This window comes from Halomonas sp. hl-4 (genome assembly GCF_900215475.1).
Taxonomy (GTDB): Bacteria; Pseudomonadota; Gammaproteobacteria; order Pseudomonadales; family Halomonadaceae; genus Vreelandella.
The window spans coordinates 2415171-2440096 of the sequence record NZ_LT907845.1 but is presented as its reverse complement, the minus strand read 5'-3'; the positions used below and the strand labels follow the sequence as shown (position 1 = coordinate 2440096).

At 54.0% G+C, this 24926-nt stretch carries 28 protein-coding genes; 17 read left to right on the top strand and 11 right to left on the bottom strand.

All coding sequences use genetic code 11. The features are described 5' to 3' along the window. The first annotated feature begins 119 nt into the window (after window positions 1–119). From kdgD to CPH17_RS11495, 10 genes are all read left to right on the top strand, one after another. The gene (gene kdgD / locus CPH17_RS11540) at window positions 120–1037 is read left to right on the top strand and encodes a 5-dehydro-4-deoxyglucarate dehydratase (protein WP_096299605.1); all 918 of its coding nucleotides are present in this window, start codon (window positions 120–122) and stop codon (window positions 1035–1037) included. Window positions 1038–1071: 34 nt separating this feature from the next. Then, complete coding sequence (locus tag CPH17_RS11535) at window positions 1072–2064, top strand: TRAP transporter substrate-binding protein (protein ID WP_096299603.1); 993 nt, start codon at window positions 1072–1074, stop codon at window positions 2062–2064. Window positions 2065–2114: 50 nt separating this feature from the next. Continuing rightward, window positions 2115–2642 (top strand): TRAP transporter small permease, encoded by a 528-nt coding sequence (locus CPH17_RS11530; protein WP_096299601.1) that lies wholly within the window; start codon window positions 2115–2117, stop codon window positions 2640–2642. 9 nt (window positions 2643–2651) lie between these two features. Further along, entirely contained in the window at window positions 2652–3932 is a 1281-nt protein-coding gene (locus CPH17_RS11525; protein WP_074394781.1) for a TRAP transporter large permease, read from the top strand. Window positions 3933–3972: 40 nt separating this feature from the next. Then, the gene (locus tag CPH17_RS11520) at window positions 3973–5109 is read left to right on the top strand and encodes a mandelate racemase/muconate lactonizing enzyme family protein (RefSeq protein WP_096299599.1); all 1137 of its coding nucleotides are present in this window, start codon (window positions 3973–3975) and stop codon (window positions 5107–5109) included. Window position 5110: 1 nt separating this feature from the next. After that, complete coding sequence (locus CPH17_RS11515; RefSeq protein ID WP_096299597.1) at window positions 5111–5974, top strand: amidohydrolase family protein; 864 nt, start codon at window positions 5111–5113, stop codon at window positions 5972–5974. A 54-nt stretch (window positions 5975–6028) separates the two neighbouring features. After that, window positions 6029–6826 (top strand): NAD-dependent epimerase/dehydratase family protein, encoded by a 798-nt coding sequence (locus CPH17_RS11510; RefSeq protein WP_096299595.1) that lies wholly within the window; start codon window positions 6029–6031, stop codon window positions 6824–6826. Between the two features lie 30 nt (window positions 6827–6856). Continuing rightward, on the top strand, window positions 6857–7144 hold the full coding sequence (locus tag CPH17_RS11505; protein WP_096299593.1) for a hypothetical protein: 288 nt from the start codon (window positions 6857–6859) through the stop codon (window positions 7142–7144). Between the two features lie 124 nt (window positions 7145–7268). Beyond that, entirely contained in the window at window positions 7269–8018 is a 750-nt protein-coding gene (locus CPH17_RS11500) for a FadR/GntR family transcriptional regulator (RefSeq protein WP_096299591.1), read from the top strand. Further along, window positions 8018–9592, top strand: coding sequence for an aldehyde dehydrogenase (NADP(+)) (locus CPH17_RS11495; RefSeq protein ID WP_096299589.1), 1575 nt, complete (start codon window positions 8018–8020; stop codon window positions 9590–9592). The genes CPH17_RS11500 and CPH17_RS11495 overlap by 1 nt, the downstream gene beginning before the upstream one ends. Window positions 9593–9739: 147 nt before the next feature. Here the strand turns inward: CPH17_RS11495 and CPH17_RS11490 are convergent, their stop codons facing one another. Continuing rightward, window positions 9740–10624: a LysR substrate-binding domain-containing protein gene (locus CPH17_RS11490; RefSeq protein ID WP_096299587.1), complete on the bottom strand. Its 885-nt coding sequence runs from the start codon at window positions 10622–10624 to the stop codon at window positions 9740–9742. A 250-nt stretch (window positions 10625–10874) separates the two neighbouring features. Then, window positions 10875–11867: an IS30 family transposase gene (locus CPH17_RS11485; RefSeq protein ID WP_074394883.1), complete on the bottom strand. Its 993-nt coding sequence runs from the start codon at window positions 11865–11867 to the stop codon at window positions 10875–10877. Window positions 11868–11962: 95 nt separating this feature from the next. On the opposite strand from CPH17_RS11485, the gene CPH17_RS11480 reads away from it, so the two are divergent. Continuing rightward, on the top strand, window positions 11963–13057 hold the full coding sequence (locus tag CPH17_RS11480) for an alpha-hydroxy acid oxidase (protein ID WP_096299585.1): 1095 nt from the start codon (window positions 11963–11965) through the stop codon (window positions 13055–13057). Between the two features lie 122 nt (window positions 13058–13179). Beyond that, window positions 13180–13782, top strand: coding sequence for a glutathione S-transferase family protein (locus CPH17_RS11475; RefSeq protein WP_074394789.1), 603 nt, complete (start codon window positions 13180–13182; stop codon window positions 13780–13782). A 6-nt stretch (window positions 13783–13788) separates the two neighbouring features. Here the strand turns inward: CPH17_RS11475 and trmB are convergent, their stop codons facing one another. From trmB to thiS, 3 genes are read right to left on the bottom strand one after another with little or no spacing between them, the layout of a single operon-like run. Then, window positions 13789–14532 carry a tRNA (guanosine(46)-N7)-methyltransferase TrmB gene (gene trmB / locus CPH17_RS11470; protein ID WP_074394790.1) on the bottom strand — a complete coding sequence of 248 codons (744 nt, stop codon included), beginning with the start codon at window positions 14530–14532 and terminating at the stop codon, window positions 13789–13791. A 17-nt stretch (window positions 14533–14549) separates the two neighbouring features. Next, window positions 14550–15344, bottom strand: coding sequence for a thiazole synthase (locus CPH17_RS11465; protein WP_074394791.1), 795 nt, complete (start codon window positions 15342–15344; stop codon window positions 14550–14552). Between the two features lie 10 nt (window positions 15345–15354). Beyond that, window positions 15355–15576 carry a sulfur carrier protein ThiS gene (gene thiS / locus CPH17_RS11460; protein ID WP_074398359.1) on the bottom strand — a complete coding sequence of 74 codons (222 nt, stop codon included), beginning with the start codon at window positions 15574–15576 and terminating at the stop codon, window positions 15355–15357. A gap of 140 nt (window positions 15577–15716) precedes the next feature. Between thiS and CPH17_RS11455 the strand changes: the two genes are divergently transcribed. After that, window positions 15717–16109, top strand: a complete 393-nt coding sequence (locus tag CPH17_RS11455; protein ID WP_074394792.1) for a DUF423 domain-containing protein — start codon at window positions 15717–15719, stop codon at window positions 16107–16109. Here the strand turns inward: CPH17_RS11455 and CPH17_RS11450 are convergent. The 3 genes from CPH17_RS11450 to CPH17_RS11440 all read right to left on the bottom strand — a co-directional run bounded on the left by CPH17_RS11450 (window position 16106) and on the right by CPH17_RS11440 (window position 18943). Then, window positions 16106–17572, bottom strand: a complete 1467-nt coding sequence (locus tag CPH17_RS11450; protein WP_231898027.1) for a PilZ domain-containing protein — start codon at window positions 17570–17572, stop codon at window positions 16106–16108. The genes CPH17_RS11455 and CPH17_RS11450 overlap by 4 nt on opposite strands. A gap of 43 nt (window positions 17573–17615) precedes the next feature. After that, entirely contained in the window at window positions 17616–18608 is a 993-nt protein-coding gene (locus CPH17_RS11445; RefSeq protein ID WP_074394883.1) for an IS30 family transposase, read from the bottom strand. 89 nt (window positions 18609–18697) lie between these two features. After that, window positions 18698–18943, bottom strand: coding sequence for a hypothetical protein (locus CPH17_RS11440; RefSeq protein ID WP_096299581.1), 246 nt, complete (start codon window positions 18941–18943; stop codon window positions 18698–18700). A gap of 443 nt (window positions 18944–19386) precedes the next feature. Here CPH17_RS11440 and gdhA point away from each other — a divergent pair, with 443 nt between their 5' ends. Both gdhA and rnk read left to right on the top strand, forming a co-directional pair. Then, window positions 19387–20739 (top strand): NADP-specific glutamate dehydrogenase, encoded by a 1353-nt coding sequence (gene gdhA, locus CPH17_RS11435; protein WP_096299578.1) that lies wholly within the window; start codon window positions 19387–19389, stop codon window positions 20737–20739. Window positions 20740–20903: 164 nt separating this feature from the next. Beyond that, window positions 20904–21317, top strand: a complete 414-nt coding sequence (rnk, locus tag CPH17_RS11430) for a nucleoside diphosphate kinase regulator (RefSeq protein WP_096299576.1) — start codon at window positions 20904–20906, stop codon at window positions 21315–21317. Window positions 21318–21502: 185 nt separating this feature from the next. Here rnk and CPH17_RS11425 read toward each other — a convergent pair whose 3' ends face one another. The 3 genes from CPH17_RS11425 to CPH17_RS11415 all read right to left on the bottom strand — a co-directional run bounded on the left by CPH17_RS11425 (window position 21503) and on the right by CPH17_RS11415 (window position 23610). Beyond that, a complete protein-coding gene (locus CPH17_RS11425) occupies window positions 21503–22258 on the bottom strand; it encodes a glutaredoxin family protein (protein ID WP_096299574.1) in 756 nt (251 codons plus the stop codon). Between the two features lie 69 nt (window positions 22259–22327). Continuing rightward, window positions 22328–23242, bottom strand: coding sequence for a CDF family Co(II)/Ni(II) efflux transporter DmeF (dmeF, locus tag CPH17_RS11420; protein ID WP_096299572.1), 915 nt, complete (start codon window positions 23240–23242; stop codon window positions 22328–22330). 92 nt (window positions 23243–23334) lie between these two features. Beyond that, a complete protein-coding gene (locus CPH17_RS11415) occupies window positions 23335–23610 on the bottom strand; it encodes a metal-sensing transcriptional repressor (RefSeq protein ID WP_096299570.1) in 276 nt (91 codons plus the stop codon). 213 nt (window positions 23611–23823) lie between these two features. Here CPH17_RS11415 and CPH17_RS11410 point away from each other — a divergent pair, with 213 nt between their 5' ends. Together CPH17_RS11410 and CPH17_RS11405 are read left to right on the top strand one after the other, a co-directional pair. Continuing rightward, window positions 23824–24129: a hypothetical protein gene (locus tag CPH17_RS11410; protein ID WP_096299568.1), complete on the top strand. Its 306-nt coding sequence runs from the start codon at window positions 23824–23826 to the stop codon at window positions 24127–24129. Between the two features lie 52 nt (window positions 24130–24181). After that, window positions 24182–24916, top strand: coding sequence for a HupE/UreJ family protein (locus CPH17_RS11405; RefSeq protein ID WP_096300942.1), 735 nt, complete (start codon window positions 24182–24184; stop codon window positions 24914–24916). Window positions 24917–24926: the final 10 nt, after the last annotated feature.

Below are 24926 nucleotides of genomic sequence, written 5' to 3'. Positions count from 1 at the left end.
TTGCCTAACGACAGGCGTGTGACTAGCTTTCATTTGTATGATGTATTACAACTGTTGCTTTGCGTAGCGTCTAACCTCGACGCGACGCACTTGGACAAGGACGGCATGAGGATGGTGGCGTGAAGTTTTCCAAACAAGACGTAATACAAGCGATCGGTGATGGCCTACTCTCGTTCCCGATCACCGACTTCGACGATAACGGTCAGTTCGATGAAGCCAGCTACCGCGAGCGGCTTGCCTGGTTTATTAGCCACGATATTTCAGCGGTATTCGTGGCCGGCGGCACCGGTGAGTTTTTTAACCTATCGCTGGAAGAATACCGCCAGGTGGTACGTGCAGCTGTCGATGTGGTCGATGGCAAGCTCCCGGTGATTGCCAGCGCGGGGTTAAGCGTGGCCTCGGGAAAAGCCTTCGCCAGAGCCGCGGAAGAAGCCGGCGCCGACGGCATTCTGCTAATGCCGCCCTACTTAACCGAATGCCCACAGGAAGGCCTGGTGGCCTATGCAAAGCAAATTTGCGACGCCACACCGATCAACGTTATCTACTACAACCGGGGTAACGGCATCCTCAACGCGGCGTCTGTCCAGACGTTGGCCGATGCCTGCCCGAACTTGATCGGTCTGAAAGACGGCAAGGGCGATATTCAAGCGCTGAATAAAATCATCAAGACTGTGGGCGACCGTCTGACCTATATCGGTGGCGTGCCTACCGCCGAGATTTTCGCCGAAGCGTATCTGTCGATTGGCGTTAACACATACTCCTCGGCCGTCTTCAATTTTGTTCCCGATATGGCGGTGGCCTTCTATCGAGCCCTCCGTGTTGGGGACAGCCACATCGTTAAGCAAATTACCCAAGAGTTTTTTATTCCGTTTATCGATTTACGGGATCAAAAAGCGGGGTATGCCGTGAGCCTGGTTAAGGCGGGTGCCGAGATTATCGGTCGCCCGGCCGGAGACGTTCGCGCGCCTTTAACGATGCCAACGATGGAAGAGCGCCAAACACTTGCGCGCATCATTGAAAGCCAGAAAAGCAACTAGTACTTAACAATAACTGACGCTAAGAGGAAACATCATGCATAACTACAAATCTAATATTAAGCGCCTTACTCTTGTTTCTGTGGGCGCACTCAGCGTGCTCTCGTTATCTGTTCAAGCGGCTGAATGGCGAGGCTGGAATATCCATCCTGAGGGTTATCCTAACTCTGACGCGCTGGAGTCGTTTGCTGAAAAAGTGGCAGAACGTACCGAAAACCGCATTGAGCCACGCGTTTACCACAATGCCGTTTTAGGCGATCAGCCTGATGCGATTGAGCAAACGCGTAATGGCGCTCTTGATTTCGCTAACTTCAACATGGGGCCAATGGGGCCGATCGTAAAAGAGACCAATGTGCTCTCGCTGCCCTTTTTGTTTACCGGCCGCGAGCATATGTATGAAGTGATGGATGGTGAGATTGGCGACCGGTTTGCCGATGCGTTGGAAGAAGAAGGGTTGGTCGCGCTTTCTTGGTTTGAGTCCGGCGCACGCAGTTTATATAACACCGAAAAAGCGATTGAGACGCCCGAAGACGTAGAGGGTTTGAAAATCCGGGTAATGAACAATGACCTGTATGTCGACATGATTGAGGCATTGGACGGTAACGCAACCCCCATGTCATACGGTGAAGTTTATCAATCTTTGACAACCGGGGTGCTGGATGGCGCGGAGAATAACTTTCCATCATTTGAATCAAGTAACCACTACGAGGTTTCACAATATTATTCGTTAACGGAGCACTTGATTATTCCTGAGTGCCTATGTATTGCAAAATCCAAGTGGGACGAACTCTCAGACGAAGATAAAAAGATTGTTGAAGAAGAGGCCTTAGCCGCTGCTGAGTTACAGCGTGAGCTATGGTCCGAAGGCTCCCAAGAAAGCCGCAAGATTGTAGAAGACGCTGGTGTTGAAATTAACGAAGTCGAAGACAAAGAAGCATTCCAAGAAAAGATGCAGCCTCTTTATGATGAGTTTATCGAAGAGAATCCAGATCTCGAGTCGTTGATTACCGATATTCAAGACACGATCTGATTATCAGTACATGCCCCTGGGGTTTACCCAGGGGGCAGTAGGAGGCTAATGTGAACGACATCTCCGAGACTCATCCAGCCCCGGCCGATAAAGAGCCAAGCTTGCTAGACAAAGTGCTAGACGGGGCAGCTAGGACCTGTTTAATCATTGCAGGTGTTTTATTAGTGCTGCTGATTATTTTATTTGGTTGGCTTGTGTTTGGACGCTATGTACTAAATAACACGCCAACGTGGGTAGAGCAGGCGTCACTATTAATTGTTGTTTATATTACTTTTCTTGGGGCAGCAGCAGGCGTAAGAAATAATAGCCACTTAAATATTGAGTTTATTCGCGAAGGACTTCCCGCCTTTTGGAACAAGCTTTTCCATGCCATCGCTGATTTGTTTGTTATTGGTTTTGGCATCTTTATGACTCATCAGGGGTCGCTGTTGGTGCTTAACAACCTGGAACGTGCCATCCCAATGATTGGTTTGTCTGAAAGCTGGAGAGCTGCGCCATTAGTCATTTGTGGTGTGCTGATGGTGGTGTTTGCGACTGCCGACATGTTGGGAAGAGTCACTAACAGCCGTCTTAAATAAGGAGTCATCATGGGTCTCGCTATTCTTTTCGGGCTGTTTTTTTTAGGCCTTATTGTAGGTGCTCCTGTCGCCTTCGCGGTTGGTTTGGCGGCAGCCGTCACCTTTATTTATGAGGGCCTGCCTTTATTTGTGGCTTTCCAGCGCATTTTGTCGGGCATCTCAGTATTTTCGCTGCTGGCGATACCGTTTTTTATCTTTGCGGGTGAGTTGATGCTTCAAGGCGGTATTTCAGTGCGCCTTGTGCGTTTAGCATCTGCCATGGTGGGTAAAGTCAGAGGCGGTTTGGGCCTGGTGAATGTCAGCTCATCAATGCTGTTCGGAGGGATCTCAGGCTCGGCGGTGGCGGATACATCCGCGCTGGGTTCATTGCTGATCCCGGTGATGAAAGAAAAAGGTTATGACGCCGACTATGCGGTCAATGTCACGGTGACCTCTTCCGTGGCCGGTGTCGTTATTCCCCCAAGCCACAATATGATCTTGTACGCCGTGGCGGCAGGTGGAGGCATTTCAGTCACTCAGCTATTCATTGCCGGCATAGTGCCAGGGATTTTAATGTGTTTGATCCTGGCAATTGCAGCCTACCTTGTGGCGGTAAAACGCGGCTATAAAGGGGAGGAATTTCCTGGCTGGCAGGCGTTGTTATTTAGCCTTGTTGCTGCCGTGCCTGGCTTATTAACGGCCGTCATTATTGTGGGAGGCGTACTCTCAGGCGTATTGACGGTGACCGAATCAGGCGCGTTTGGGGCGATCTACGCCATTCTCGTGACAGCATTCGTTTACCGTGAGCTACGTTGGGAATCCTTTAAAAAAGCTGTCTATCAAGCCGTTAAAACCACCGCACTGGTAATGATCTTAGTCGGTTGTGCGTCGGCGTTTTCCTACTTATTGGCGCTTTATAACGTCCCGGAACTCCTGATGGACGCGTTATCGGCCATTTCCGATAACCCCATTGTCATTCTGTTGATGCTCAACCTGATTTTGCTAGGGCTAGGCATGATCATGGACATGGCAGCGCTGATTTTAATCTGTACGCCTATTTTCCTGCCGGTGGCAACGCAGTCGGGTATGGACCCAATTCAGTTTGGTGTAATGCTGATGATGAATTTAGGGCTGGGGTTATGTACGCCGCCAGTAGGCGCCTGCCTTTATGTTGGGTGCGTGGTGGGCAAAATTCGTATTGAAAAAGCGGTTCGCACGATCTGGCCCTTCTATTTAGCTCTGTTTGCAGCGTTGATGCTGGTGACTTACGTCCCCGCTGTTTCGCTTACGCTGCCCGGTTTTTTTGAGTAGTTGTGCCGTTTACCCCCGCTTTTAATAAGGAATCTGCGATATGAAGGTGCAGTCCATTCGCACACACTTGCTGGATTACGCGCTCGGCACCCCTTTTGAGAGTGCTTCGATGCAGTTTTCCAGGCGTCAGCACTGCCTGGTCGAGATTATCTGTGACGATGGCACGGTGGGTTGGGGCGAGTGCCTAGGCCCGGCCAAGCTCAACGCCGCTGTAGTGGCGGCTTATGCGCAAAACTTAGTCGGGCAAGATCCACTACAAACAGAGCGTATTTGGATAACTCTCTATAACCAGTTGCGTGACCAGGGTCAGCGCGGGCTCACCGTGACGGCATTGAGCGGTATCGACATCGCGCTTTGGGATATCAAAGGCAAGCACTTTGGCGTGCCGATTTCTACCCTGCTAGGCGGCAGGGTGCGAGAAAGCGTGCGTGCTTACGCGACCGGCTCATTCCGGCGTTACGGGGTTGATCGTGTAACGGACGTGGCTGAAGAGGTAGCCGGTTATCGCCGTGAGGGATTTCATGCGGTGAAGGTGAAAATTGGTTTTGATGTTGAGGAAGACCTTGCGGTGATCGCCGCCGTCCGTGAAGCCATCGGCCCTGATATACGCCTGATGATCGATGCCAACCATGGTTACGACGTGTTGGAAGCCGTGGAGGTTGGCCAACGTGCGGCTCAATGGGGCGTCGATTGGTTTGAAGAGCCGGTGATTCCCGAGCAGCTATCAGCGTACCGCGCCGTGAAAGCAGATCAGCCTATACCGGTGGCTGGCGGCGAAACGTGGCATGGTCGCTACGCGATGCAAGCGCCGCTTGAAACGCGGGCGGTGGACATCGTTCAGCCGGATATCTGTGGCGTTGGCGGCTTTACCGAGATACGTCGCGTGGCCGATATGGCGGATTTGCACGGCGTGCGTCTTATTCCCCACGTATGGGGGACGGCGGTGTGTATTGCCGCCAGCCTGCAATTTATGGCGGCGTTATTACCTAACCCGCCGCGCCGCGAGCCACGCCCGCCCATTCTCGAATTTGACCGTACGGAAAATCCTTTCCGGCAAGCCGTGGTGAAAACCCCGATCGAACACCACCAAGGTATTGTGAAAATACCCGACGGCCCAGGGTTGGGCATCGAAATCGATCGCCAGGCACTTGAAACCTATGCCATGAAGGAGGTGTAAGTTGGCCCTCATTCCAGATAATACCCGGCCGCTCGACGGCCCTAAGCCAGCGTTAGCAACGCCGCCGGGGGCAACCGACTGCCATATCCATCTTTATCTTCCAGGCTATTCGGCACAGCCCGGTGGGCCGCAAATACCGGAGCTTGCAACCGTTGAGCATTACCGGCGCGTGCAAGAGCGTTTGGGCCTTGAGCGCGTTGTGGTTACCCAGCCGAATGCTTATCAATTTGATAATGGTGCCCTGCTTGAGAGCCTGAAAATACTTGGCCCAAGTGTGGCGCGAGGTGTTGCCGTGGTAAGCCCCGATACACCCGTACAGAAGCTTGAGGAGTGGCATGCGGCGGGAGTTCGCGGGGCGCGCATTATGAACTTACCCGGTGGGGCGGTGACAACCGAGCAGATGCATGCGGTAGAGCGGCTTATTCGCCCGTTCGGCTGGCACTTAATGGTCCAGTTCAATGGTCGCTATATCGATGATTATGTGGCGGACCTCAAGCGCATAGAGTGTGATTATATTATTGACCATATAGGTAAATTCATGCCCCCAGTGGGAGCAGATGACCCTCGCGTCGACGCTATTGTGGAACTGTTGGACAGGGGCAATGCCTGGTTGAAAATTTGCGCGGGCTACGAGGCCAGCCAACTGGGCGGGCCTGATTACGAGGATGTAGGCCCCATCGCCAAACGCCTCGTGGCGCACGCGCCCGAACGCACACTATGGGGCAGTAACTGGCCGCATGTTGGAGTTCCGAGAAGCGAATACCCAGATGACGCTGAACAGCTTGATGTTCTTTTAGCCTGGGCAAGCGAGCCTTTCCGGCAAAAAATATTGGTCGAAAACCCGGCCCGCCTTTATGGCTTTTAAGTGATTTATCACGGTGTGTGGTGTGATTGATATATTTTATTCAAGGAGAACAACATGCTTGAACGTCTTTTAGTGACCGGCGCGGCAGGTGGTTTAGGTAGCAGCTTGCGTCCCCATCTGGCAATGCTAGCCAAACGGGTAAGGCTTTCAGATATTGCAGATATGGGTACCGCCGATGCGCATGAAGAAGTCGTGCAGGCTGATTTATCTGATCCCCAGGCAGTAAATGCATTGGTAGAAGGCTGCGATGGGATTATTCACTTAGGCGGTATGTCGGTAGAGAGCCCCTGGGAGGCCATTCTTAGCGCCAATATTATGGGCACCTACCATCTTTACGAGGCAGCCAGAAAGCAGGGCAAGCCCCGCATCGTGTTTGCCAGTTCGAACCATGCTATCGGCTTTTATCCACGCACCACGCGAATTGATACCGACGTCGCGCACCGGCCTGACTCTCTCTACGGCGTCTCCAAGTGTTTTGGCGAAGACCTGGCCAGCCTGTATTTCCACAAGTTCAATATTGAGACGCTAAGTGTACGCATTGGCTCATGTTTCCCTGAACCAGCCGACGCGCGAATGATGGCCACCTGGATGAGCGTCGAGGACTTTATGAGCTTGCTTGAACGCGCTTTTGTCGCGCCCAAGCTTGGCAATACAGTGATCTATGGTGCTTCCCATAACCGAGAGTCCTGGTGGGATAATGGTAAGGTCGCCTTTCTCGGTTGGGCGCCTAAGGACAGCTCTGAGCCCTGGCGTGACAAGATCAACCAACAGCCTGCTCAGGATCCGGATGATCCGGCGGTTGTGTATCAGGGCGGCAAGTTCGTCGCTGCTGACCACCCTGATGATGCCTGAAAATAGCGGGAAACTAGGCTAGGAGTGGATATGCAAAAAATGGCGACACGCTCGCTCGATGAGGCCTGGACCTTGAGCGTCAACCTTCTTGAGGGTCATGGGTGTGCGGCTGCTCACGTTGAGGTGATTGCCAGCAGCGTGGCTGCACAGCGCGACGAGTGCCACTCGCATGGTTTATACCGGCTTATCAAGCAAGGGGCTCGCCTGCCGTCTCAGCGTCGTCACGAAGCAAGGCATCTTAGCCAGCTTGAAGGCGTCGAAATTCCGGCTGAGCTACATGAAGAATTGACAAAGCTGCTTAACGCGGTGGCTCAATAGCCTCGCTGATAAAGTAAAACGGGTAGGCTTACAGACGAACAGCCTTCAGCCAGCTCAACAACTTATCTACGTTATTGGCAGGGTACTAGGTACCGTGCGGATAATTTGGCAAAAGGGGATCATCATGTCGACGGACCTAGCAAGCTTTAACGTCCACAAAGTCGCCAAGCAGGGTAGTCTTTCTACCCATGTCGCCGACCAGCTTGAATCGCTGATTGTGCAGGGCGATATCCCGGTGGGTGAAAAGCTGCCCACCGAGAACCGCTTGTGCGACTCATTTGGCGTTAGCCGCACGGTCATTCGCGAGGCGATCACCCATTTGAAGTCGCTGGGCTTAGTGGAAACCCGCCGTGGCGTAGGTACCACCGTACTGCGCGCCACGGCGATCGAGGCGCGCCCCGCCGAGCGTATCAACCCCACCACGGTGGCCGATATTCTCCACGTGTTGGAACTGCGCCTAGCCATGGAGCCCGCGGCGGCAGAGCTTGCCGCATTGCGCTATGACGCTAACGATGAGAAGCGTCTGAAGCAGACCCATGTGGCTTTCATCGACGCCCATGCGGCGAAGTCCCAAGCGCGGGTGGAAGACTTTGAGTTTCACCATGCCATCGCCAAAGCCACCAAAAATCCCATCTTCGATACTTTTTACGAGCAGCTTAGCCAGAGCGTGATCCCCCGCGCCAAGCTGCTGAGTATCGATATTAATCCGCAGGCCGCGGAGCGCTATCTGGAGCGCGTTCACGAAGAGCATACCTTCATTCTTGAAGCGATCTTGTCTCGTGATCCTGACGCGGCCAAAGAAACCATGTTTCAGCACCTTAATCGGGCGCGAAACATGTACGCGCAATATCAGCCAACCGAAGGGAGTGAATGATGACACTGCAAGGCACATCGCTGATTGGACAGCAAGCAGTCAAAGGAAGCCGCGCGGTTATCCAAGCCGTGAACCCATCCACAGGCGAGACACTGCCCCCTGAATACACCGGTCTCGGTCAAACGGAGGTCGGCCAAGCCTGCGCGCTGGCAGAGGAAGCCTTCGATAGCTACCGTGAGACCACACTAGACGCTCGCGCTACCTTCCTTGAGACCATTGCCAGCGAGATCGAAGCGTTGGGTAGTGAATTGGTCGAACGTGCCATGGCGGAAACCGGCCTGCCTCAAGCCCGTATTGAGGGCGAGCGCGGCCGCACCTGCGGCCAGTTGCGCCTGTTTGCCTCCGTGGTACGCGCGGGTGAGTGGCTGGATGTTCGCATCGACCCGGCGCTGCCTGAGCGCCAACCAATGCCGCGTGCCGATCTACGTCAGCGCCATATCGGCCTGGGGCCGGTAGCGGTGTTCGGTGCCAGCAACTTCCCGTTGGCCTTCTCGGTTGCCGGTGGCGATACCGCCTCGGCGCTAGCGGCGGGTTGTCCGGTGATTGTCAAAGGCCACTCGGCGCATCCGGGCACATCCGAACTGGTCGGCCATGCCATTCAAAAAGCGGTGAAAGCCTGCCAACTCCCCGAAGGCGTCTTTTCGCTGCTGTTTGGCGCGGGCAATGAGATTGGCCAGGCGCTGGTGGCCGACCCGCGCATTCAGGCGGTCGGCTTTACCGGTTCGCGTAGCGGCGGAACCGCACTGATGAAAACCGCTCAAGCCCGCCCCCAGCCGATCCCCGTTTATGCTGAAATGAGCAGTATCAACCCGGTGTTCCTGCTCCCCGAAGCGCTTAAGGCACGAGGCAAAGCCCTGGGTGAAGCCTTTGTCGGCTCGCTAAACATGGGCGCGGGACAATTCTGCACCAACCCTGGGCTGGTGATCGCCGTTAAAGGCGCCTCGCTGGACGCCTTTATCGACGCCGCCCGCGATGCGGTAACGCAAAGCGGCGCGCAAACCATGCTGACACCAGGCATTCACCGTGCCTACCAGCAAGGCGTTGAGGCCTTAAGCGGCGAAGGCAAGGTGCGCGAAATCGCCCGTGGCCAAAGCGGCGGTGACTATCAGTGCCAAACCGGCTTGTTTGCCACCTCGGCGAGCGACTTCCTTGGTTCAGAAGCGCTTCAAGCGGAAGTATTCGGCGCTAGCTCGCTGGTGATCGAGTGCAACGATGCGGCAGAAATGAAGCAGGTGGCCGAACAGCTTGAGGGCCAACTGACCGTGACATTGCAGATGGACGATGCAGATATTGACGCGGCCAAAGCGCTGTTGCCTACCCTGGAGCGTAAGGCCGGGCGGATTCTCGCCAATGGCTGGCCAACGGGTGTGGAAGTATGCCATGCCATGGTGCACGGTGGTCCGTATCCGTCTACCTCTGACAGCCGCACTACCTCGGTGGGCAGTGCGGCGATTAAGCGCTTTTTGCGTCCGGTCTGCTATCAGTCGCTGCCAGCGGCGTTACTGCCGGAGGTACTACAGGAAGACAACCCGCTTAAGGTTAGCCGCCTGATGGACGGCAAACGCGAAGCCTAAGCGAGCCCATGGCGCTATCTAAAAGCGCCGTTAGATAAGCACTCAACTAAGCGGCCTGCGGGCCGCTTTTTATTGCTTTTTTGTTTAATAGGTCAGGTCATGACAATAAATGGCATCTTAATGCGAGTTTTTTTACCCGCTAAACTGTCACTGCGATAAAAGCCAGTCACGAAATTTCATTAAAGGAGAAAAATCCCGTTTTTCGGGTGGGTATAATAAATAATAACAACGGCTGCTATTGAGGCTGCTGACTAATGGAATCGTCAATCTTCCATCCTGGAGCTCTTCCTCTACCAAGCAACGCGCGACTAAGGCAATCCCAATACCTGCTGTCGCCGCCTGTATTAAATGGGTTGAGAACTCAAAGTGTGGCCCGAGACGCATGTAAGCGAGTGGTAAACGCTGAGCAGTAAACCATTGATGCCAAGCTTCTGACCTAACCGCAATCTGTAGCAACAAATGATGGCTAACATCAATTGGTTGTTTAATAGGATGTTTTGCTAGAAGGCTTGGGCTCGCGACGAGCACCATTTCTTCCTTGATTAAGGGGTGCGACACCAGCCCGGGCCAAGGCTCAGTGCCTACATTAATGGCAGCATCCATGCCTGATTCGGCAAGGTCGTACTCGCCTATGCGTGTGTGGATATGCAGCATGATGCCTGGATGATGTTGGTAAAACATCGCTAGGCGGGGTAGCAGCCAGCGCGAACCAAACGTTGGCAGTATGGCAAGGTTGAGTGAACTCACACCCTTACGGAAAGCGCTTACGCGGGCCGTGGCCCCGTTAATACGCGCTAATGCAGAAGCAATGTCATGTGCATACATCGACCCAACGTCTGTTAGCTGGATGCTCTTGCCTTGACGTTCAAATAGCCTCACCTCCAGCTGGTTTTCAAGTGCTTGAATTTGGCGGCTAATAGCACTTTGGGTCAGGTTGAGCTCACTCGCAGCCCGGGTAAAGCTTTGGTGCCGAGCGGCGGCATCGAAGGCCAGTAGCATCGACATAGAAGGAGAGAGTCGATGTATATTCATTCGGAAACCTCATGAATAGGCTGAATAATGGTTGATTGTTGGAGGGTGGGGTGCTCTTTAAAATGACGTCACATCATTTAAGCATGTCTGGGTGAAATAATGGCGTCTTCAGCTCCAACAAGTAAAAAAGTAGCTCCTTGGCCCTCTTTTCTGGCCTCTAGGCGATTATCGCGTATTTATTGCCTTGATGATTTTGAGCCAGCCGCTAGACGACATTTGCCGCGGCCAATTTTCGGCTATATCCCTGAATTCAACTAATAAGTGCAGCACCCGCGGTTTCTAGCGCTCCTGAATATTCTCCTAAGAACACCTGGGCTGGGGTTCGGTATCCCAGCCGCTTTCTGGGTCTATCGTTCAGCTTGTGAACAACGCGTCGCAGCTCTACATTAGTCACCTTCCGGAAGTCTGTACCTTTCGGAAAATACTGCCTGATCAGGCCGTTGGTGTTCTCGTTTGTCCCACGTTGGCCTGAGCAGTAAGGATCACAGAAATACACGGAGGCGCTAACCGCTTTTGCGACCGTCTCGTGGTCTGCAAACTCCGAGCCATTGTCTAGCGTGATCGTCTTCACCGCGCCCCGACGAGGCTTAAGTAACCGAACCATGGCTTTCTGCGTTAGTTCTGCCGTTACCTTTGGAAGACGTGCCGCCAACAAGTAGCCACTTCGTCGCTCTACCAACGTCACTATCCCCGCTTGCTTGTGCCCATAAAGCACCGTGTCGCCTTCCCAGTGACCGATGGTGAGGCGTCTTTCGATAGCAGGCGGCCGATGCTCTATCCCCACACGCTTAGGAATCTTGCCTAGTCCTGCGCTTTTGGCATTGGCACGATGTTTACTGCGACGCTTGGGCTGGCGGAGGTGTCGCCACAAATCGCCACCCTTGGCCTTATCGTCCCAGATCAACGAATAGACCCATTGATGACTCACCCCTATACCCGTCAACGGCGCCATAAAACCGCTAATCTGCTCTGGACTCCATTCTTCCCTAAGCCTGTCAGCTACGGCATTGATCAGGCTAGGGAGTCGCTTTGTCCACTTCCAAGCAGAGCGGCGTCTCTGATCGCTGTAACGCTGCGCTTTTGCGGGTTCATATCCCTTGGCACCTGAATTACGTCTCAGCTCACGGCTCACGGTACTGCTGTGAATGCCAAGCTGTTGAGCAATCTGACGTTGGCTCACCCCTACATCCCTGTGGGCAAAAATTTGATATCGTTGTGCCTGGGTCAGTTGTCGGTATCCCATACTCTGCTTCACTTTGGTCGGTAAGGCGGAGAGGGTACCGCTGCTGGCCCTCCTGCCTCTACCGTATGATCCAAAGTGCTGCAGTTATTCTATGAATTCAGGTCTCAGGCGCGGCTGAAACAGAAGCTTCTTACCGCGATAATCGAGCCGTTTTCGAAGAATATGGATTTATGCACCGCGTATTACGCGACGTAAGCAAGCGCGAGACATCAGTCACATTATTCGGAAAAACGTATTCAGCACCTTTTGGTATTGCGCCAATGGGCATTTCATCCTTGTCCGGTTATCGAGGTGATCTCGCCCAGGCTCAAGCGGCTGAGCAAGCGGGCATACCGATGATCTTAAGTGGGTCATCTTTAATTCGCCTGGAGGAAGTCGTAGAAGCCGCGCCTGATACATGGTTTCAAGCTTATTTGCCTGCCGAGGTGAGTGACATCAATCGTTTGGTTGATCGAGTCGCTCAGGCGGGCGTAAAAACATTAGTCATCACCGTAGACTCGGCGGTAGTGCCTAATCGTGAGAATAATCTTCGCACCGGTTTTAAAACGCCCCTTAAACCGAATCTAAAACTCTTTTGGGATGGTGTGACACACCCGAGCTGGAGCATAGGCACTTTTTTACGTACGTTGGCGTATCACGGCATGCCCTACTTTGAAAACAATGCCGCCGAGCGTGGGTCCGCGATCTTATCCCGCAGTGCGGTACGTGACTTTTCTGGCCGAGAACACCTAGATTGGGAAACGTTGCGGAGTATCAGACGTCGATGGCAAGGGCAGCTGGTAATTAAAGGGTTGCTGCACCCCGAAGATGTTGCCCTGGCAAGGGATCTTGGTGCGGATGGCGTCATCCTCTCAAATCATGGGGGACGTCAGTTGGATGGGGCTATTTCGCCGATGCGTGCACTCCCAAAGGCCATGGAAGTCTCAGGCGATATGAGCGTGATGGTCGATAGTGGTTTTAGACGGGGGACGGACGTCATCAAGGCACTGGCACTTGGCGCCAAGTTTGTATTTATTGGACGACCCTTCAATTATGCGGCCTCGATAGGCGGTGAAGCTGGGGTACAGCACGCCATTGGATTATTAATGTCCGAATTACGGGCGGACATGGGAATGCTAGGCATTAATCAATTGCATGAGCTACATCCTTCAATGCTGGTGCATCTGACTCGGCCGACGTTTGATAATTAGTACCTGCCTAGGGCGAGTTTGGTCGCTGTAACATTGAGCCCGGTTACTTTGATCATTCCCGTATTGCGTTATGGGGATTTGCCACGCAAGCTGCGGTGAACGTGCCCTTCAAGGAGACCCCAATGCAGCTCTACCTGAACGCGACGTCGCCCTACGCCCGTGTAGCTAGGATTTGCCTGTATGAAAAGCAGTTGATCGAGCGCACCGAACTTTGCTGGTGCGACCCCTGGGCGTCGGATAGCGATCTGTTACAAATTACCCCGCTTAGCCGTATCCCCACGCTGGTGACCGATGAGGGCGAGGTGCTCACCGAGTCGCTGCTAATAGCGCTTTACCTAGACGCCCAAGGCGAGGGTGAATCTCTGCTGCCGCAAGCGGCTCTCGCGGAAACCCTGGCGTTCGCCGGGCTAGGACACGGCTTAATGGAGGCGGCGTTCAACGTGGTCATTGGCCGCAAGCACGGCGGCCATGAAGTCGATACAACGCTATTGGGCAGCCGTCGCTTAAAAGCCATTGAGCGCACGTTGGTCACCCTGAATGCGCACCCCAGCGTGCTGGCGGGTAATGCCGAGCGCACCCTGGGGGCGATTGTGGTGGCTGTGGCGCTGGCTTACATTAGCTTTCGCTTACCGGCCTTTGATTGGCAAAACCGCTTTCCGACGCTGCATGCCTGGCAGAGTCAGGTAGTGGAGAGCGAAAGCTTTGCGCTCACGGCGTTTGAATAGCTCGAATTAGTGGCAGCGCTGGTAAATCAGATCCCACACTCCGTGACCGAGCTTTTCGCCGCGCGCTTCAAACTTGGTGAGCGGTCGAAACTCCGGGCGCGGCACATAAGGTGCCGTGTCAGCGCTGGCGGTATTCTCATAGCCGGGGGCGGCGTCCATCACCTCGGCCATCCACTCGGCATAAGCCTCCCAGTCGGTGGCCATGTGCAGGGTGCCGCCAGGCTTTAGGCGTGTGCGGATAAGCTCGACAAAGGCGGGCTGCACGATGCGCCGTTTGTGGTGTTTTTTCTTCGGCCAGGGGTCGGGAAAAAACAGCTGTAGCGTGGTCAGCGAGCCCTCTGGCAGGCACTGCTCCAGCACCGCTAAGGCATCTTCACGGTAGACGCGCAGGTTGTTGAGGCCGCGCTTATCCGCTTCATCCAGCAGCTTGCCCACGCCTGGGGCGTGTACTTCAATGCCGATAAAGTCGGTTTCCGGGTGGGTTTCTGCCTGCTCAATCAGCGAATTACCCATGCCAAAGCCAATTTCCACCACGCGGTGCGCTTGGCGGCCAAAGAGCGCGTCTAAGTCCTGGCGGCCGTCGGCAAGGGTAAGACCAAAACGTGGCCAAACGTCTTCTAATCCACGGTTTTGAGCCTGGGTCATACGACCAGCGCGGATAACGTAGCTTTTAATACCGCGGCGGTGCAGCGGTGCATCCGCGCCTTCCGGACCGGTGGTGGGAGCACCGCTATTATGTGATTCCGTCATGGTGTCTCGACAATCAGTTAACCGTTAATACGGCCAGCAAAAGGGGTAGAGGGGTCGGCCGATTGGCGGCGCGGCATGCGGCCCGCCAAGAAGGCATCGCGGCCGGCTTCCACCGCAAGCTTCATGGCGTTGGCCATGCGCAACGGGTCACGGGCATGGGCAATCGCGCTGTTCAGTAATACGCCGTCGCAGCCCAGCTCCATCGCCATGGCCGCGTCTGAGGCGGTACCAATGCCGGCATCTACCAGCACCGGCACGCGGCTTTGTTCAACGATCAAGCTGACGTTGTGCGGGTTTTGAATACCGTGGCCTGAACCAATCAGCGAGCCCAGCGGCATGATGGCGCAGCAACCCATGGCTTCCAGCTCGCGTGCCACAATGGGGTCGTCGCTGGTGTAGACCATGACGTCAAAGCCGTCAGCGAGCAGCGTTTCGGCGGCCTTGAGCGTTTCGACCACATTGGGGTAGAGCGTGGCTTCGTCACCCAGTACTTCCAGCTTGACCAGATTATGGCCGTCAAGCAGCTCGCGGGCCAACCGGCAGGTGCGAACGGCGTCTTTGGCGGTGTAGCAGCCTGCGGTGTTGGGCAGCAGGGTATAGCGCTTGGGCGAGACCACATCCAACAGGTTGGGCGCCTCTGCATCCTGGCCCAGGTTGGTGCGGCGCACCGCAAAGGTGACGATCTCAGCGCCGCTTTGGGCAATGGCTGCGCCGGTTTCGTCGAAGTCTTTGTACTTGCCGGTGCCGACCAGCAGGCGAGAGCTGAAGTCGCGTCCGGCGATGGTGAACGGGGTGTCGGTTAGCTGGGTCATGGTATTTCCTCTATCCGCCGCCAATGGCGTGGACGACTTCTATTTGATCGCCATCGGCCAAACGGGTGTCGGCAAGCTGGCTTTTGGGCACAATTTCTTCGTTGATTTCCACGGCGATACGGCGCCCGCTTAGGCCTAGTTGTTCCACTAGGTCAGCGGCCGTCGCACCCGCAAGAAGGGAGTGCGGGTCACCGTTGAGCGTGAGCTGTATCAACTCATTAGGGGTAGACATAAACTGGGCGCGTCCCATTGTGTGCAACAAAACGTGTGGGCTAAACGTCCTCTATTGTAGCGGTTTCGAGCCGCTCAAGGTATGTGGCAAGGTTAAACAGTGCAGCAAAATTGCCCAGAAAGTGCAGAAAGGAGACAGACGTGCAGCAGGCAGATAAAGCGTGGTGGTGTGGCGTCGCCATTTCGGGTGCGCTAATGGTCATGTTGGGCGCTTACGCCGCCCACGGCCTGGAGGCGCGTGCCGGGGCCGAAATGGTCAGCGCGGTAGAAACCGGCGTACGCTACCAAGCGTGGCATACGCTGGCCATGCTGGCGGTGTTGGTATGGCGTGGAAGTACCCCAATAGCTGGCCAGCGTTGGGTACTGGCGTTTTGGGCGCTGGGCATCGCGGCCTTTTCAGGCTCGCTGTACCTGATGGCGTTGGCGGGGCTGAACCTGGGTATCGTTACCCCCATAGGTGGGCTTTTGCTAATGATCGGCTGGCTGGCATTGGGGGTGGTGGCGATGCTCGCTCACCTACCCACTAACCATTAAACCTTTAGCACACTCACCCCATAATCCAAAGGGTTGACGATGCCCTCAAGCTTGCCAATCTGCGATATGTCGTCTTGGGTGATAACGCTATGGATGTTGGTGTCAGGAAAGCGTAAGTTTTTGACGACGTTAACCTGACTTGGCATGCCTTTGCTGTTGATATCCATGACCCAGGCAAGAAAGCCGCCCGAGAACTTGGCTAAGCTACCAATGGGGTACAAGCCATATACTTGGATGTACTCCACTAACACTGTCTTGTCGTAGGCCGTCCCGGTCTCATTAATCCTGCGGTAGGCGTCAATCGGTGGGCGTGGAGGTACCCCGTTTCGCGCGTGAAGGAGTTTGTTAATCGCCTTGATCAAAGAGACTAGACGAACGACCTCCGACAGCTCCTCGCCACGCTTGCCTGCCGGGTAGCCCGAGCCGTCCAAGCGTTCATTGGCATTCTCAATGACGTCTCGGCAAGTTGGATTGGGCTCCCAGCCTAACTCACTCAGCTTACTGCGTAATGTTGCCACATGGCCGCTAAGGATGTCCTTTTGGGCGGGGCTCATATTGATCTTGAGTGATGGAAGGTCCGCGCTGATCAGCATTGGCTTGCCCATGGTGTGTAATAAGGCCCCCAGAACAGCCTCACGCACCTTAGCGTCATGCGGGTCGCGGGTTAACATGATGTCAGTCAGCTGTCCGGCGACTTGCACGGCGTGTCTTACCCAGTCTGGCTCATTGCGTAAAAACGCCAGGGCATAGAGAAATGTTTTACGATCCTGCTGTACAAGGTAACGCAGGGTATCAACGCAATCGTAAAAAATATCGGCCGGGAACAGTTGGCGAGTCTTCATGTACATCAGCCCCACTTGCAGCTGATGTGATATGTCCATCACACCTCGTTCCATGGGGGATTGGCGAGCGCGCTTATCACGTTCCTGGGCTTCTCGTTGCTGGATTTTCTTCTCCTTCGTACCAGGAACAAACAACGGGGAGTGGTAAACCATTTTGTCGTTTGTTCCAGTGCGGTAGGCGGCCTCTCGTTCTGACTCATTCACGTAGTGGTACAGCATTTCAGCCTGAGATGTCGACAGATTATAGAAATGAATACCGACCGCCGCATAGCCATGGTTACCGAAAGGACGTATGTGGCGGATTTTGCCTTCGGCAAAAAAAATATCACCGTTGGGAAACTCCAGCGTCACCCCGGGAATTACCTGATCGACATCAATGGCGACACTTTCCGCTAGATCAATGTCGACCATGCAACCGCCGATAGACAGGTTACGTAGCCTGCCCGGCACAGTGAGCTCATGTGGATAAACCTCTATACCGACACGGGTCTGCATACCCAGAATGAACGGGATACGAACAGAACCTCGGTTCTCTTTGACGAAAACCGAATCCGGCAACTGGCACTCCAAGCGATACAAGGTACTGTCTGCTTTGAGCAGTTTGACGGCGACATTGCTCAAGCTGTAGGTCTCGCGTTCAATCGCGTGATGTCCTTTCCTGAATTCAACTAATAAGTGCAGCACCCGCGGTTTCTAGCGCTCCTGAATATTCTCCTAAGAACACCTGGGCTGGGGTTCGGTATCCCAGCCGCTTTCTGGGTCTATCGTTCAGCTTGTGAACAACGCGTCGCAGCTCTACATTAGTCACCTTCCGGAAGTCTGTACCTTTCGGAAAATACTGCCTGATCAGGCCGTTGGTGTTCTCGTTTGTCCCACGTTGGCCTGAGCAGTAAGGATCACAGAAATACACGGAGGCGCTAACCGCTTTTGCGACCGTCTCGTGGTCTGCAAACTCCGAGCCATTGTCTAGCGTGATCGTCTTCACCGCGCCCCGACGAGGCTTAAGTAACCGAACCATGGCTTTCTGCGTTAGTTCTGCCGTTACCTTTGGAAGACGTGCCGCCAACAAGTAGCCACTTCGTCGCTCTACCAACGTCACTATCCCCGCTTGCTTGTGCCCATAAAGCACCGTGTCGCCTTCCCAGTGACCGATGGTGAGGCGTCTTTCGATAGCAGGCGGCCGATGCTCTATCCCCACACGCTTAGGAATCTTGCCTAGTCCTGCGCTTTTGGCATTGGCACGATGTTTACTGCGACGCTTGGGCTGGCGGAGGTGTCGCCACAAATCGCCACCCTTGGCCTTATCGTCCCAGATCAACGAATAGACCCATTGATGACTCACCCCTATACCCGTCAACGGCGCCATAAAACCGCTAATCTGCTCTGGACTCCATTCTTCCCTAAGCCTGTCAGCTACGGCATTGATCAGGCTAGGGAGTCGCTTTGTCCACTTCCAAGCAGAGCGGCGTCTCTGATCGCTGTAACGCTGCGCTTTTGCGGGTTCATATCCCTTGGCACCTGAATTACGTCTCAGCTCACGGCTCACGGTACTGCTGTGAATGCCAAGCTGTTGAGCAATCTGACGTTGGCTCACCCCTACATCCCTGTGGGCAAAAATTTGATATCGTTGTGCCTGGGTCAGTTGTCGGTATCCCATACTCTGCTTCACTTTGGTCGGTAAGGCGGAGAGGGTACCGCTGCTGGCCCTCCTGCCTCTACCGTATGATCCAAAGTGCTGCAGTTATTCTATGAATTCAGGTTCAGCGCCTCCAAGTCAAAGCTTAGGCTGTCGCAGGTTAAGTAGCGCTCGATATCCGCTCCGGCGTATTCCACTTCCAGCACCATGCGGCCGTTACCCAGGTTCAGCTCAATCACCTCGGCCTTCAGGGCATAGGGCATATTCCTGGAATAAATAGATAGCTCGTGGGTATGCTGAAGCAGTGAGCGAATCACGCTTGCTGAGGGGGTTTCATGCAGGGTAGGAACCGTCATTAAAAAAGCCTCAGTTATTAATTATTATTTGCCTACTTTAAGATATAGGTCTTTTTCTTTAATAGGAAAGACTATATAGACTTTAAGTAGCAGGGCAATCACTCCCACTGTAAATTTTTGTCCCTCAGATACAATGGAGTTCCAAGGGAGGGGGGCTCGTCAATATGAAACCTGCGGTATCCATAGGATCATCTCTATGGCAACGGCGTACGCTGCCGGGCGGAGCATAACCTAATTAACAGCCGCTTTAGTTTAAATATCGTTTATTAATTTATATTAATATAAAAGAAAAGGTGCTAAATATTTAGACTTTAGTCTTAATGTGCCTGCTATGAATACCATACCAAACCGGCATAGGGTATGCAGCGTCGCCTGCTCACAGTTAAATATGTCTGACGCTCTGGCCAGCTTTCGGACATTTATAACTGTAATGGTAAGAAACGATGCCTTATGTTCACGATACGTTGACACGACTGGCAAAGAGTAGCCCGGCACAGTCCGAGTTTTATCAAGCCACGGAAGAAGTGCTTGAGTGCCTTAGGCCCCTGTTTGAACGCGACCCACATTATCATCAGCACAGCATTATTGAGCGGATTGTCGAGCCTGAGCGCCAGGTGATGTTTCGTGTTAGCTGGCTGGATGATAATGGCGGTGTGCAGGTCAATAAGGGGTATCGCGTGCAGTTTAATTCCGCGCTTGGCCCCTACAAGGGAGGCCTGCGCTTTCACCCCAGTGTCACCTCGGGAACTATTAAGTTTCTGGGTTTTGAGCAAATCTTCAAAAATTCCCTAACGGGGTTGCCAATTGGTGGCGGTAAAGGCGGTGCCGACTTTGACCCGAAAGGTAAATCGGACAACGAGATTATGCGCTTTTGTCAGGCGTTTATGAGCGAGCTTTATCGTCACATTGGGCCGCATACGGATGTGCCAGCAGGCGACATCGGCGTGGGCGCGCGTGAAATTGGCTACTTGTTTGGTCAATACAAACGGTTAACGGGCCGTTACGAAGGGGTGCTTACCGGTAAAGGCCTGAACTGGGGCGGTTCGTTAGGGCGTAAGGAAGCCACCGGCTACGGCGCGGTATATTTCGCTCAAAATATGCTGGCAGCCCGGGGAGAGGATCTGCGCGATAAAACCTGTTTGGTGTCTGGCGCGGGCAATGTCGCCATTTATACGATTGAAAAGCTCTATGAGCTTGGGGCAACGCCCATTGCTTGCAGCGATTCGCGCGGCACTCTTCACGACCCCTGCGGCATCGAGCTGGATTTGCTAAAAAGGCTGAAAGAAGTGCAGCGCTGCTCACTGGAGCGTTACCTCAACGAGCGCCCCAAGGCGCGCTATATACCAGCAAGCGATTACCCAGAGGGAGGTCATGCGGTGTGGCAGATTCCTGCCGATGCAGCCTTCCCATGTGCGACGCAAAACGAACTCACACTGCGGGATGCCGAAACGTTGCTAGCTAACGGCATACGTTATGTAAGTGAGGGCGCAAACATGCCTTCCACCAAAGAAGCCGTCGACGTCTTTCAAAAGGCCAAAATTGCCTATGGGCCAGGTAAAGCCGCAAATGCTGGCGGTGTGGCTACCAGCCAACTGGAGATGGCGCAAAATAGCAGCATGGAGGCATGGCCGCTGGAAAAGGTTGATCAAAAACTCAAAAGCATCATGGCGGATATCCATCAAAAATGCGCAGAAACAGCCGCCGAGTTTGGCGAGCCCGATAACTTGGTATTAGGCGCTAATATTGCCGGATTCAGGAAAGTAGCCGATACCATGATAGAGCAGGGGGTTACCTGAGCAATTAGCAAAGCGAGTTTTGGCAGCGCTGAGTTCAGAATGGCAATAATGCGTTCCAATTAGTACTGGTGAGCAGTCCTTCCTGGTATGGAAGGGCTGTTTTTGTTGAGGGATTTTCTGAGTTTTAAATTGAATGTTATTTCATGCATTAAAGGAGAGTTAGCATGGCGTCACGGCCGCCCATTATCATCAACCGTTTAGATGCTGAGCGACTTCAGCGTCTTATAGATACGGCCTCAGACAATGATGCCATGGTGGCAACGCTGCTTGAAGAAGAGTTAATGCGTGGCGAAGTGCTTGATCCCGAAGATATCCCCGATAATGTGATCAGCATGAACAGCCAAGTGCGGTTTACCGACCTCACGCATAAACGCCAAATGATTCGCACCCTGGTTTACCCGCACTCTCTGCCAAGCGTGCCCGACGGTATTTCGGTAATGGCCCCCATCGGAGCCGCATTAATCGGCTTAACCATAGGCGATGTGATTGAGTGGCCATTGCCCAATAACACCGTGGTTCGCCTGCGGGCAGATGCGATTTTTTGGCAACCCGAGCGGGAAAAGCAATTTCATCGCTAGCCGGGCTGGCCTTGACCCTAGCGCCCCCTTGGAGCAGATAGTCTACATGCCACAGCCATCCAATATGCCTGCACTATGAAATATAGCGGGATGGGCACTTAAGGTTAACTAGGGTCAGATGGTGGCATGTTTAAAAGTGTGAAAAGGGCGCGCTTGTAGTTGACTGCCACTAGGTCAAGCCTTACTCACGCGATCAACATGCGCAGCGGCATCCATAGGCCCATCGCCACCATCACCAGGTTTTCGGTCAGCGATACAAAGCCTAGCGGTACGTTGCTGTTGCCGCCCACGCAGGCGCATTTGAGTTCGCGCTTGTCGATGTATACCGCTTTAAACACGGATGCCGCGCCTACAGTACCTACGAACAGTGCCAACGGTGCGGCGAGCCAAATAAACGCTCCGGCAAGCATCAGCAGACCCGCGAGTGTTTCGGCGTAGGGATACAGGTAGCTGTAGGGGACGTAGCGCTGGGCAAGCAAATCGTAGTTGAGAAACATATTGCTGAAGCTTTCCACGTCTTGCAGCTTTTGCAGACCCAGCAGGACCATCGCTGTGGCAACGGCGTACTCGGGCATACGCGCTGTGAATAGCGCGCCCTGGGCGGCCCAACTAATCGCAAAGCCAATCAGCAGCGCAGTAGCGAAAATCGCCAGTACCGGGCGGTAGGTCGTGCCCTTGGTGTTAGGCACGCTCATCCCCAGGTGCTTACGCAACGCCTCATAACCGCCGATGCGTTCATTGCCGATATATACCTGGGGCGTGGTGTCAACGTTCTCCTGGGCTTTGAAGGCGTCGATTTCATCACGTGAAGTTAGGGTGTGGTCATCCACCTCAAAGCCTTTGCGCTTAAGTAAATCAACGGTCTTTAAGCCAAACGGGCACAAATGTTCGGCGGTTTTCATCCGGTAAACCCGGGCGGTATTGTGCGTGGTCGATGCCATGGTCAGCCTCCTTGTTACAGATCACCACTTTCCCCAACTACTAACGTAGAACCCGGTGCTGCCTTTAGGTCAAGTAGTGGGACAAGACTGCACCTCAATGGTGATGTGAGCCAGAGAGCTGCAGCGAGCCTGAATTTGCCGTTTGTAAGCTGCGGGTGATTCAGGAGTGTGTGCTACCAAGGAAATGATGGCAGCATACAGGTTGGGGCCAATCGACCAGATATGCAGGTCGCTGATGCGTATGTCATTGTTCTCAATTGCTTGCCTAACCTCCACTTCCAGTTCGCTGCGCTGTTGATCCAGCAACACCTGGGATGTGTCTTTTATTAGCTGCCACGCCCAGCGCGTGATGAGTATCGCGCCTACGATGCCCATGGCGGGATCCAGCCACTGCCAGCCTGCGTACTTACCTGCCAGCAGTGCGGCAATCGCCAGTAGCGATGTCAGCGCATCGGCCAGCACGTGTAAGTAGGCGGACCGACGGTTGTGGTCGTGGTGTTCATGTGTATGGCCATGGTCATGTCCATGATCGCTGCCAAGTATCCAGGCCGAAATGCCGTTGACCAAGAGGCCGATAATCGCCACAAAAATGGCCCCGTTAAAGGAAATCGCTACGGGATTAATAAAGCGATCAATGCTCTCGATGATCATATAAAGGGCAAATACGGCCAGGAGAATTGCGCCTGTAAAGCCGCCCAGCGCATTCACCTTGCCGGTGCCGAAAGAGAAATTTTTATTGCCCGCGTTGCGCCGTGCATAGCGGTAAGCAAAAACCGCGATGCCCAACGCTACCGCGTGAGAGCCCATATGTAGCCCATCGGCCAGCAGGGCCATGGAACCGTAAACGATGCCTGCCAGGATTTCCCATACCATCATGGTCAGCGTCAGGCCTACGACGATAAGCGTGCGTGATTCGCCGGGCTGTTTTTCATCCTGGCCGAACACGTGGTCGTGCTGCCATGCTTCAATACGGTGCTGGTGCATTGCAGGTCCCTCTTGTTGCAGTGTCGTTATGCTCAGCCAGTCGCATGCACTCTTGCTGCTGGGGCCGGGGCTGCAGGGTAGAGCTCAGGAGATTATAGATAGCGGGCTATCGCCTTGAAATCCTTAACGTGCTCGCGCTGATTTGCCGTCAAAGGGCCTATCGCCTCTTCCATGCAGTGGTCGATATGGTCCTGTACCAAGGTCTTTTTGGCTTGCTGGATAGCCTTTTCTACGGCATGTAACTGCTGGGCAATATCCAGGCAGGCGCGTCCGTCTTCGATCATGCTGACCACGCTTTGCAGATGCCCTCGCGCGCGATTCAGGCGCTTGATTATGTCTGGGTGCGTCTGGTGCCTCTGTGTTGTCATGTTTTCCTCTTGTTTGTTCCCATCCCCTGGGAGGGGATGTTAGGCTTTCTACCGTGCTATTGCCAGTGATAGCCCATTGATGGCAGTGGTGGTAAATGCGGCTAGGGATGCGGGTCGGTTTTCGTTTTAAAGTGGGTTGTTTCTATGCTCTGTCATGTAAGACATCGCCTTGGTTGCCTGGTATTGCTGCTACTTGTATTGCAGGGGCTGGTCATGTCGAGTATTGGAGAAACCCTGGCCCATGGGCCGGAAACCGCCGCTGAAGCTAGCCATGCGAACGGTGCTATTAGTCACCAACCCAGCAGTCACCATACAAAGGGGCACGAGCAGTCAGCAGAGTACAGCCCGCTTCATTTTGATGGCGGTAGCCACTTCCACGAATTGGCAGATCGCCTGACCATGAGCACGTTGCCCGAGCCGATAATTGCCGACTCCCTTCAGCTAAGCGAGCGGGGTGGCTCCCCGTTGCGCCGTATGTTCCGCCTGGAACGCCCTCCACGTTTATCAATCGCGGTATGACGTCGGTTGTCCGTCGGACAACCATGATTGAGTAAAAATGTTCGGAGGTTATATGTTGCCATCTATAGGGGGTGGGGCGTTTGATGTGCCTAGAAAGAGGCGTCAGAGCTGTCTGCCTGTCATAACGTTGTTGGTGGTGCTATTAAGCGCCAGTGGTGATGCCCTGGCCCATGCGGTCGCCGAAGGCGACAAGGGGTATATCCAGGAGATATACGGCGTTCACCTGATGCCATTTATGTACCTCGGTGCCAAACACATGGTGACGGGCTACGACCATCTGCTGTTTCTGCTAGGGGTGGTCTTTTTCCTCTACCGCATGCAGCACATTGCCATTTACGTCAGCCTTTTTGCTATTGGCCATTCCACCACCATGCTGCTGGGGGTGTACTTCGATATCGGCATCAACAGTTATCTCATCGATGCCGTTATCGGGCTCTCGGTGGTGTACAAAGCGCTGGATAACCTGGGTGCCTACCAGCGGTGGTTTGGCTTTCAGCCCAACACCAAATGGGCAACGCTGATATTTGGATTTTTCCACGGTTTGGGGCTGTCGACCAAAATCATCGAGTACGAGATTGCTCCCAACGGCCTGCTGCTTAACCTGTTGGCCTTCAACGTGGGGGTGGAAATCGGCCAATTGCTGGCCCTTAGCGCCATCCTTATCGTCATGGGATTCTGGCGACGCACGGATGGGTTCCTGCGCCACGCTTACACCGCCAACGTGGCCATGATGAGTGCTGGTTTCATGTTGGTGGGCTATCAATTGACCGGCCTGATGGTTTCCTAAGTCACGGAGT

Excerpts from the sequence above, each read along its gene's own strand:
- CPH17_RS11535 (WP_096299603.1), top strand. The coding sequence starts at position 1,072 with ATGCATAACTACAAATCTAATATTAAGCGCCTTACTCTTGTTTCTGTG.
- CPH17_RS11525 (WP_074394781.1), top strand. The coding sequence starts at position 2,652 with ATGGGTCTCGCTATTCTTTTCGGGCTGTTTTTTTTAGGCCTTATTGTA.
- CPH17_RS11520 (WP_096299599.1), top strand. The coding sequence starts at position 3,973 with ATGAAGGTGCAGTCCATTCGCACACACTTGCTGGATTACGCGCTCGGC.
- CPH17_RS11510 (WP_096299595.1), top strand. The coding sequence starts at position 6,029 with ATGCTTGAACGTCTTTTAGTGACCGGCGCGGCAGGTGGTTTAGGTAGC.
- CPH17_RS11505 (WP_096299593.1), top strand. The coding sequence starts at position 6,857 with ATGCAAAAAATGGCGACACGCTCGCTCGATGAGGCCTGGACCTTGAGC.
- CPH17_RS11500 (WP_096299591.1), top strand. The coding sequence starts at position 7,269 with ATGTCGACGGACCTAGCAAGCTTTAACGTCCACAAAGTCGCCAAGCAG.
- CPH17_RS11495 (WP_096299589.1), top strand. The coding sequence starts at position 8,018 with ATGACACTGCAAGGCACATCGCTGATTGGACAGCAAGCAGTCAAAGGA.
- CPH17_RS11490 (WP_096299587.1), bottom strand. The coding sequence starts at position 10,624 with ATGAATATACATCGACTCTCTCCTTCTATGTCGATGCTACTGGCCTTC.
- CPH17_RS11485 (WP_074394883.1), bottom strand. The coding sequence starts at position 11,867 with ATGGGATACCGACAACTGACCCAGGCACAACGATATCAAATTTTTGCC.
- CPH17_RS11475 (WP_074394789.1), top strand. The coding sequence starts at position 13,180 with ATGCAGCTCTACCTGAACGCGACGTCGCCCTACGCCCGTGTAGCTAGG.
- trmB (WP_074394790.1), bottom strand. The coding sequence starts at position 14,532 with ATGACGGAATCACATAATAGCGGTGCTCCCACCACCGGTCCGGAAGGC.
- CPH17_RS11465 (WP_074394791.1), bottom strand. The coding sequence starts at position 15,344 with ATGACCCAGCTAACCGACACCCCGTTCACCATCGCCGGACGCGACTTC.
- thiS (WP_074398359.1), bottom strand. The coding sequence starts at position 15,576 with ATGTCTACCCCTAATGAGTTGATACAGCTCACGCTCAACGGTGACCCG.
- CPH17_RS11445 (WP_074394883.1), bottom strand. The coding sequence starts at position 18,608 with ATGGGATACCGACAACTGACCCAGGCACAACGATATCAAATTTTTGCC.
- CPH17_RS11440 (WP_096299581.1), bottom strand. The coding sequence starts at position 18,943 with ATGACGGTTCCTACCCTGCATGAAACCCCCTCAGCAAGCGTGATTCGC.
- gdhA (WP_096299578.1), top strand. The coding sequence starts at position 19,387 with ATGCCTTATGTTCACGATACGTTGACACGACTGGCAAAGAGTAGCCCG.
- rnk (WP_096299576.1), top strand. The coding sequence starts at position 20,904 with ATGGCGTCACGGCCGCCCATTATCATCAACCGTTTAGATGCTGAGCGA.
- CPH17_RS11425 (WP_096299574.1), bottom strand. The coding sequence starts at position 22,258 with ATGGCATCGACCACGCACAATACCGCCCGGGTTTACCGGATGAAAACC.
- dmeF (WP_096299572.1), bottom strand. The coding sequence starts at position 23,242 with ATGCACCAGCACCGTATTGAAGCATGGCAGCACGACCACGTGTTCGGC.
- CPH17_RS11415 (WP_096299570.1), bottom strand. The coding sequence starts at position 23,610 with ATGACAACACAGAGGCACCAGACGCACCCAGACATAATCAAGCGCCTG.
- CPH17_RS11410 (WP_096299568.1), top strand. The coding sequence starts at position 23,824 with ATGTCGAGTATTGGAGAAACCCTGGCCCATGGGCCGGAAACCGCCGCT.
- CPH17_RS11405 (WP_096300942.1), top strand. The coding sequence starts at position 24,182 with ATGTTGCCATCTATAGGGGGTGGGGCGTTTGATGTGCCTAGAAAGAGG.